This window comes from Muricoccus pecuniae (genome assembly GCF_014199205.1).
Taxonomy (GTDB): domain Bacteria; phylum Pseudomonadota; class Alphaproteobacteria; order Acetobacterales; family Acetobacteraceae; genus Roseomonas; species Roseomonas pecuniae.
In genome coordinates, this window is record NZ_JACIJD010000012.1 from 163808 (window position 1) to 170882 (window position 7075).

The 7075-nt window shown below is 71.8% G+C and carries 8 protein-coding genes; 5 read left to right on the top strand and 3 right to left on the bottom strand.

The window, feature by feature from the left end; all coding sequences use genetic code 11:
- A complete protein-coding gene (locus FHS87_RS14455; protein WP_184519662.1) occupies nucleotides 1-333 on the bottom strand; it encodes a DUF1491 family protein in 333 nt (110 codons plus the stop codon).
- A gap of 145 nt (nucleotides 334-478) precedes the next feature.
- Here FHS87_RS14455 and FHS87_RS14460 point away from each other — a divergent pair, with 145 nt between their 5' ends.
- The 3 genes from FHS87_RS14460 to FHS87_RS14470 all read left to right on the top strand — a co-directional run bounded on the left by FHS87_RS14460 (nucleotide 479) and on the right by FHS87_RS14470 (nucleotide 2237).
- The gene (locus tag FHS87_RS14460) at nucleotides 479-775 is read left to right on the top strand and encodes a hypothetical protein (RefSeq protein WP_246418406.1); all 297 of its coding nucleotides are present in this window, start codon (nucleotides 479-481) and stop codon (nucleotides 773-775) included.
- Nucleotides 776-933: 158 nt separating this feature from the next.
- Nucleotides 934-1827, top strand: a complete 894-nt coding sequence (locus FHS87_RS14465) for a hypothetical protein (RefSeq protein ID WP_312862001.1) — start codon at nucleotides 934-936, stop codon at nucleotides 1825-1827.
- Between the two features lie 74 nt (nucleotides 1828-1901).
- The gene (locus FHS87_RS14470) at nucleotides 1902-2237 is read left to right on the top strand and encodes a hypothetical protein (RefSeq protein WP_184519665.1); all 336 of its coding nucleotides are present in this window, start codon (nucleotides 1902-1904) and stop codon (nucleotides 2235-2237) included.
- Nucleotides 2238-2298: 61 nt separating this feature from the next.
- Here the strand turns inward: FHS87_RS14470 and FHS87_RS14475 are convergent, their stop codons facing one another.
- A complete protein-coding gene (locus tag FHS87_RS14475; RefSeq protein ID WP_184519667.1) occupies nucleotides 2299-3285 on the bottom strand; it encodes a ketopantoate reductase family protein in 987 nt (328 codons plus the stop codon).
- Nucleotides 3282-4475, bottom strand: coding sequence for a M20 metallopeptidase family protein (locus FHS87_RS14480; RefSeq protein ID WP_184519670.1), 1194 nt, complete (start codon nucleotides 4473-4475; stop codon nucleotides 3282-3284). Before FHS87_RS14480 ends, FHS87_RS14475 begins: the two co-directional genes overlap by 4 nt.
- A 299-nt stretch (nucleotides 4476-4774) precedes the next feature.
- Here FHS87_RS14480 and FHS87_RS14485 point away from each other — a divergent pair, with 299 nt between their 5' ends.
- On the top strand, nucleotides 4775-5395 hold the full coding sequence (locus FHS87_RS14485) for a tripartite tricarboxylate transporter TctB family protein (RefSeq protein WP_184519673.1): 621 nt from the start codon (nucleotides 4775-4777) through the stop codon (nucleotides 5393-5395).
- A 30-nt stretch (nucleotides 5396-5425) separates the two neighbouring features.
- Entirely contained in the window at nucleotides 5426-6925 is a 1500-nt protein-coding gene (locus tag FHS87_RS14490; protein WP_184519676.1) for a tripartite tricarboxylate transporter permease, read from the top strand.
- The last annotated feature ends 150 nt before the right edge of the window (nucleotides 6926-7075 follow it).

The following is a 7075-nucleotide window of genomic DNA, read 5'->3' on the forward strand; positions in this document are numbered from 1 at the left end:
TCAGAGGACCGTCGCCTCGAAGGGCGGCAGCAGGTCCGGCGCCTCGAATTCCAGCACCCAGAGGTCGGGGTCGCGCTTCACCTGCCGGGCGACATAGGCGTCCGCCGCCGCGTCATCGACGGGATCGGCGCCGGTGCCGCGGAGCCAGGCCGGGCGCCCGGCGGCGTCCCGCGTCTGGGAGAGCACCACCAGCCCCTCCCGCCCGCGCAGCACGCAGAGGATGCCGCCGCTGTCCGGGTCGCCCTTGCGCAGCACCGCGCCGGGGCGGCCGGCGGCGTCCCCCATCCGCAGCGCCATGGAGGTCCAGAGCCCCGCCTTCACCCGCGCTTCCATGCCGCATCCCCGTTCCTTCAGGCCGGGAGGGGTGCCATGGCAGGGGCTCCGCGCGAAGGGGGCTTGATGGCGGCACGGGGCCACGCCATTCCATCGCGGCCCGCACGCACGGCTCGGGCCACAACAAGAATACCGGAGCCCCACCATGGCCGCCCAGACCCCGCGCGACGAGGCACGCAACGCCGGCAAGACCGACCCGGGCAAGCCCGGCGCGCCCCGCATGACCGACGCCCAGCGCGCCTACGAGGCCCGCCGCGCCGCGAAGGCGGGGATGACGCTGGAGAAGTGGCTCGCCGCCAAGGAGCGCGACCGCGAGGAGGAGCGCCGCGCCGCGCAGGAAGGAGCGGCCCGCCGTGCCGCGGAGGTCACTCCGCCGAAGAAGCCCGGCTTCCTGCGCCGGCTGCTCGATCGCGCCCATCTGCCGCTGAAGGGATCGCGCTGAGCGCCCCTTCCCCTCCGGGCGGCGCGCTGGTCGCCGCCCCGGGCGGCGCTCTTCTCGCCGCCCCGGGCGGCGCTCTCGTCGCCGCCCATGCAGACTGGTCCGCCCATCCCGGCAAGCGCTGGGTCACGATCGCCCGGCGGGACGGCGGGGCCTGGACCGTGGAAGCGGCGGTGCCGGTGGGCGATCCCGCCGTCCTCACCGCGGGGCTCCTGGCCGCGGGGGCGCCCGTGGTCCTCGGCCTCGACCTCCCGCTCGGCCTGCCCCGCGCCTGGGCCGCCGGGCGGCCCGAGCCGGGATTTCCCGCCTTCCTTCGCGCCCTCCGCTCCGATTCGCCCTTCCTCCGCGTGAGCGAGGGGCTCGACACCGTCTCGCCCGACCGGCCCTTCTATCCCGCGCGCGGGCTGCGGGGCATGACGCGGGCCGCCCATGCCGCTGCCCTCGGCATGGAGGGGCCGGAGCATCTCTCCCGCCTCTGCGACCGAGCCACCGCGGAGCGCCCCGCCGGCGCCCCCCTGTTCTGGACGCTGGGCGCGAACCAGACGGGCAAGGCCGCCATCGCCGCCTGGCGCGACTGGCTGGCCCCCTCCCTGGCGGGCGGCGCGCCGCTCCGACTCTGGCCCTTCGAGGGGCCGCTGCACGGGCTCCTCGCTCCGGGCCACGCGGTGCTGGCCGAGACCTACCCGGCCGAGGCGATGCGGCATCTCGGCCTGCGCCTGCCCGGCAGCAAGCGCGCGCGGGAGGCGCGGCTCGGCGCCGCCCCGGCCCTTCGCGCGGCGATGGAGCGGCTGGGCGTCCTCCCCTCCCCGGCCTCGCGCGACCTCATCGCCGCCGGCTTCGGGGCGGATGCCGCGGGGGAGGACCGGCTGGACAGCCTTCTCGGCCTTCTCTGCGTCATCGCGGTTCTCGACGGCGCGCGGCCGGACTTCATCCCCGACGACCCCTGGGTGACGCGCTGGGAAGGATGGGTCCTCGGCCAGACCGCCCTGCCCCGGCCTCTTCCCGAAAGGGCGGCGGAGGCCCATATTTCTACTGCTTCGCGGGCCATGATGTGACCTACGGGCTGCCATAATTCGGTACCGGTCCGGCAGCACACTCGCCCCGACATCAGCCCTGGGAGGGCTCCTCGATGAACAAGTTCCGTGGTCTCGTCCTCGCCGGTGCCGCCGTTGTGGCCCTAGCCGCCGCCGCCCCCGCCGAGGCACAGGGCTGGCATCGCCGCGGCCATGGTCATGGCCATGGTGGCGCGGTGGCCGGCGCCCTGATCGGCGGCCTGGCCCTCGGTGCCCTGGCGGGTGCCGCCGTGGCCGCGCCGCCGCCGGCGGTCTATGCCCCGCCGCCGCCCGTCTACTACGCGCCGCCGGTCGCCTACGCGCCCCCGCCGCCCGTCTATTACGCGCCGCCCCCGCCGGTGGCCTATTACGCGCCTCCGCCGGTCGCCTACCGTCCCTATTACCGCTGGTAAGCGCGGCAGGGCTCACCGGAACGCCGGGCAGGTCTCTCTGCCCGGCTTTCTCATGCCATCCCTAAATGGGAGGCGCGTACTGGCCGGAGCTTTCCGCAGCCTTGCGCGCCAGCGAGACCGTCAGATCCAGGATCGGTGTCGGCACCCCCGCCATCCGGGCCAGGGCGAGAGGCTGGAGGAGCATCGCCTCCATCTCGACCGGCTTGCCGGCTTCCATGTCCTGCAGGATGGAGGGCTTGTGGGCGATGGTGGCCGAGGCGGCGAGCCGGGCCTCCACGTCGAGTTCCAGCGAAATGCCGAGGCCGCGCGCGATGGCCGCCGCCTCCACCAGGCTCGCCCTCGCGGCCGCGCGGATCGCCGGGTCGGCAAGGGTCGCCGCCAACCCCCCGCGGGAGAGAAGGCAGAGCGGGCCGAAGGCGAGGTTGGAGACGAGCTTCATCCACACCTCGCGCCGGATGTCCGGCACGACGGGGCAGGCGACTCCCCCGGCCTCCAGCGCGGCCGAGAGGGCCCGCGCGCCCTCCCCCGCCTCCCCGCCCGGCGCGCCCAGGACCACCCGGCTGCGCTCGTTCTCCACCACGATCCGGCCGGGCTCGGTCACGGTGCAGGCGGAGTAGACGACCCCGCCCAGCGTCCGTTCCACCCCGACCGCGGCGCGGATCGCCCCGCCGGGGTCGAGCGCCGGCAGGGCCGTGCCGTCCAGCGCGCCGCCGTGGCGGTCGAAGTACCACCAGGGGATGCCGTTCATCACGAAGGCCACCGCCGTGTCCGGCCGCAGCAGCGGGGCGATGGAGGCGGCCACGCCGGGGAGCTGGTGGCCCTTCACCGTGACCACCACCGCGTCCTGAGGGCCGAAGGCGGCGGGGTCCTCGCTCGCGGCCGGGCGGGCCTCGAAGGTGGCGTCCTTCGCCTCCACCGTGATCCCGCGCTCCCGGATGGCCGCGAGGTTGGCGCCGCGCGCGACCACGCTCACCTCCGCTCCCCCGCGTACGAGCCGCGCCGCGAGATGGCCGCCGATCGCCCCGGCGCCGAAGACGCAGACCTTCACGCCAGGATCTCCAGCGCGGCGCGGGACAGCGCCTGGACGCCGAGCGGAATGCAGGCCTCGTCCGGCTGGTAGCCGGCATTGTGCAGCTTGTCGGCCCGCCCCGGCGCGCCGGAGCCGATGCGGAGCTGCATCGCGGGCACGCGCCCGGCGAATTCGGCGAAGTCCTCGCTCCCCATGCTCGCCACGCCCTGCACCGGCGCGCGGCCGAGCTGGGCGGAGACCGCGGAGAGGACGCGGTCCAGCACGGCGTCGTCGTTCACCAGCGGCGGGACGAGGCGGCGGTAGTCGAGGTCGCAGCTCACCCGGAAGCCCGCCTCCAGCCCGGCGCAGAGGCGTCGGATGGCGGCCTCCGCGATGTCGCGCGTCCCGGGATCGAGGGTGCGGATCGTGCCCTTCAGGTGCACGCGCTCGGGGATGATGTTGTAGGTCGTGCCGCCCGAGAGCATGCCGATCGTCACCACCGCCGGGCGGATCGGGTCCACCTCCCGGCTCACCACCATCTGCGCCTGGGTGACGAAATGGGCGCCCGCCAGGATGGGGTCCACCGCCGATTCGGGATGCGCCGCGTGGCCGGAGCGGCCGCGAATGGCCAGGTCGAAGCGGTCCGAGGCGGCGAGGCAGGCGCCGCGCGCGTAACCCGTTTCGCCCACCGGCATGTCGGGGTGGTTGTGGAAGCCGATGGCCATGTCGATGCCATCGGCCGCGCCGTCCCGGATCATGGCGGCGGCGCCCTCCAGCGTCTCCTCGGCGGGCTGGAAGACGAGGGCGACGCGACCCGCGAGCATCGGGGCGAGGTCGCGCAGCACCTCGGCGACGCCGAGCAGCGTGACGGTGTGAATGTCGTGCCCGCAGGCGTGCATCTTCCCGGCAACGGTGCTGGCGAAGGGAAGCCCTGTCTCCTCGTGGATGGGAAGCGCGTCCATGTCGGCGCGGATGGCCAGCGTCGGGCCGGGCCGACCGCCCTCGATCATCCCGAGCACGCCCGTGCCCCCGACATTGCTGCGGTGCAGTATGCCGAGGCGCGACAGTTCGGCGGAGACGATTCCCGCCGTCCGCACCTCCTCGAAGGCGAGTTCGGGATGGGCGTGGATGTCGCGCCGGATGGCGGCGAGACCCGGCGCCAAGGCGGAGGCCAGCTCCGCGATACGCCGCCCGGGCTCATTGATTCCCGCCACATGCGCGCCTGTCATGCCATCGCGTCCTGCAATTATGTTGCGCTGCATCGTAGGTGAAGAAGCATCCATGACAAGACTGTGGGCAATCGCAAGCTTGTCGCTTCTTGCTCAGCCCCATAGGTTGCGCCTCACTCTCTTTCTGGGAGGCACGTCCCGCACGAGGACGAAGGCACCAAATGTGCCGGCCGCGAGGCCTGGGGGGACCGCTCGATAACGGTCCTCCCAGGATTCGCGGCCTGGATCAGTTGGGCCCCGTCGCGCGCAGCCGAGCCCCCCTTTCGACCGATTCCTGAGGGACTAAGGGTGGAGACTTCATGAAGATCAGCGCAAAGGACCTGTGGGCCGGGGGCATCCTGATGTTCCTCGCCGTGCTGGGCTTGTTCATCAACGGCGGTTTCCTCGGCCTGGGGCTGGAGCAGCACACGCTCGGCACCGCGCGTCGCATGGGCCCGGGCTACATGCCCATGCTCGTCTTCTGGCTGCAGTTCGCCCTCGGTGCGATCGTGTTCATCCTCGCCTTCACCAACGGGCCTGACCCGCTGGAGCGCTGGACGAAGCTCGACCTCACCACCCTCGCCGTCAGCCTTGCCGTGGGCATCGTGATCTGGCGCGTGATGGAGTCCATGGGCATCAATACGAACTACGTGCAGGTCGGTGCCGCCTGCTTCGTCGCCCTGCTCCTCCTCGCGATCTCGCCGGCCTGGCGCCCGCTCGGCCTCGTCCTGGCTTCCTTCGCGATCTTCGCCCTGCTGCTCGAACCGCTGGGCCTGATGCTCTCGATCGCCGCGCTCTGCCTCATCTCGGCCCTGGCGGACCGCGAGCACAACCCGGTCAGCGTCGCCGGGATGACGCTGGCCCTCTGCGTCATCTGCTGGTTCGTCTTCATCAGGGAACTCGACATCCGCGTTCCGCTTTGGCCAACGATCTTCGGGTAAGCGCCAGGAAAGAAAGGGCCAGGACAAGCCATGGAACTCTTCACCAATCTGGCGCACGGCTTCGGGGTCGCGCTGTCGCTGGACAACCTGCTCTTCGCGCTTCTCGGCGCGCTGATCGGGACGGCCATCGGCGTGCTGCCCGGGATCGGGCCGGTCGCCACCATCTCGCTGCTGCTGCCGATCACCTTCGGCCAGCCCGCCACCACCGCCATCATCATGCTCGCCGGCATCTACTACGGCGCGCAGTACGGCGGCTCCACCACCGCCATCCTGCTCAACCTGCCCGGTGAGGTCTCATCGGTCGTCACCGCGCTCGACGGCTACAAGATGGCCCGCAACGGCCGGGCCGGCGCGGCGCTGACCATCGCGGCCTGCGGCTCCTTCTTCGCCGGCTCAGTCGCCACGCTGGTCGTCGCGGCTTCCGGGCCGCTGCTCACCCAGGTGGCGCTCTCCTTCGGCCCGGCGGACTACTTCTCGCTGATGTTGCTGGGCCTTATCATCTCCGCGGTGCTCGCGCAGGGCTCGGTGCTGAAGTCCATCGCGATGGTGGTGCTGGGCGTGGCGCTGGGCCTGGTGGGCACGGACGTGCAGACCGGTCAGCAGCGCTTCACCTTCGGCGTGCCCGAGCTGTCCGACGGCCTCGGCTTCGTCTCGATCGCCATGGGCATCTTCGGCATTGGCGAGATCATCCTGAACCTCGAGCGCCCCGAGGCGCGGCAGGTGATGTCGGGCAAGGTCGGCAGCCTCATGCTGACGAAGGAGGAGTTCCGTCGCTCGATCCCCTCCGTGCTGCGCGGCACGCTGATCGGCTCCATCCTCGGCATCCTGCCGGGCGGCGGCGCCTCGCTGGCGGCCTTCGGCTCCTACATGATGGAGCGCAAGCTCTCGAAGTACGGCCACCAGTTCGGCAACGGCGCGATCGAGGGCGTGGCCGGTCCTGAGTCCGCGAACAACGCGGCGGCCCAGACCTCCTTCATCCCGCTGCTCACCCTCGGCATCCCGGCCAATGCCGTGATGGCGCTGATGGTCGGCGCGCTGATCATCCAGGGCATCCAGCCCGGCCCGCGCATGGTGGAGGCCCAGCCCGACCTGTTCTGGGGCCTGATCTGCTCCATGTGGGTCGGCAACCTGATGCTGCTCGTCATCAACCTGCCGCTGATCGGCATGTGGGTGAAGCTGCTGCAGGTGCCCTACAAGTACCTCTATCCCGCGATCCTCGTGTTCTGCGCGATCGGCGTGTACTCGCTGAACAACTCGGTCTTCGACGTCTACCAGACCCTGTTCTTCGGCATCCTCGGCTACATCTTCTCGAAGCTGAAGATGGAAGCGGCGCCGCTCCTCATTGGCTTCGTGCTCGGCCCGATGATGGAGGAACACCTGCGCCGCGCCATGCTGCTCTCGCGCGGGGATCCTATCGTCTTCGTCGAGCGCCCGATCAGCGCGACGCTGCTGGCGATCGCGGCCATCACCCTCGGCGCCATGCTCCTCCCCGGCCTGCGCGCCGGCAAGGACAAGGCCCTGGCCGAGTAGTCCGGCACCTCTTGCCGAAGCCTGGAAAGCCGCCCTTGGGGCGGCTTTCTTTTTGCGGGTGGGTCCGTTACGTCCGGCGTGTCGGGTTCGGCCTCTCTGTCGGGGGGTGTCGTGCCACTCCCCTTCCGGGGGGATGTTTGTTGCTGGAGA

Bases quoted from the DNA above. Each gene is read 5' to 3' on its own strand.
- FHS87_RS14470 (WP_184519665.1), top strand. From the start codon at position 1,902: ATGAACAAGTTCCGTGGTCTCGTCCTCGCCGGTGCCGCCGTTGTGGCC.
- FHS87_RS14480 (WP_184519670.1), bottom strand. From the start codon at position 4,475: ATGACAGGCGCGCATGTGGCGGGAATCAATGAGCCCGGGCGGCGTATC.
- FHS87_RS14490 (WP_184519676.1), top strand. From the start codon at position 5,426: ATGGAACTCTTCACCAATCTGGCGCACGGCTTCGGGGTCGCGCTGTCG.
- FHS87_RS14455 (WP_184519662.1), bottom strand. From the start codon at position 333: ATGGAAGCGCGGGTGAAGGCGGGGCTCTGGACCTCCATGGCGCTGCGG.
- FHS87_RS14485 (WP_184519673.1), top strand. From the start codon at position 4,775: ATGAAGATCAGCGCAAAGGACCTGTGGGCCGGGGGCATCCTGATGTTC.
- FHS87_RS14460 (WP_246418406.1), top strand. From the start codon at position 479: ATGGCCGCCCAGACCCCGCGCGACGAGGCACGCAACGCCGGCAAGACC.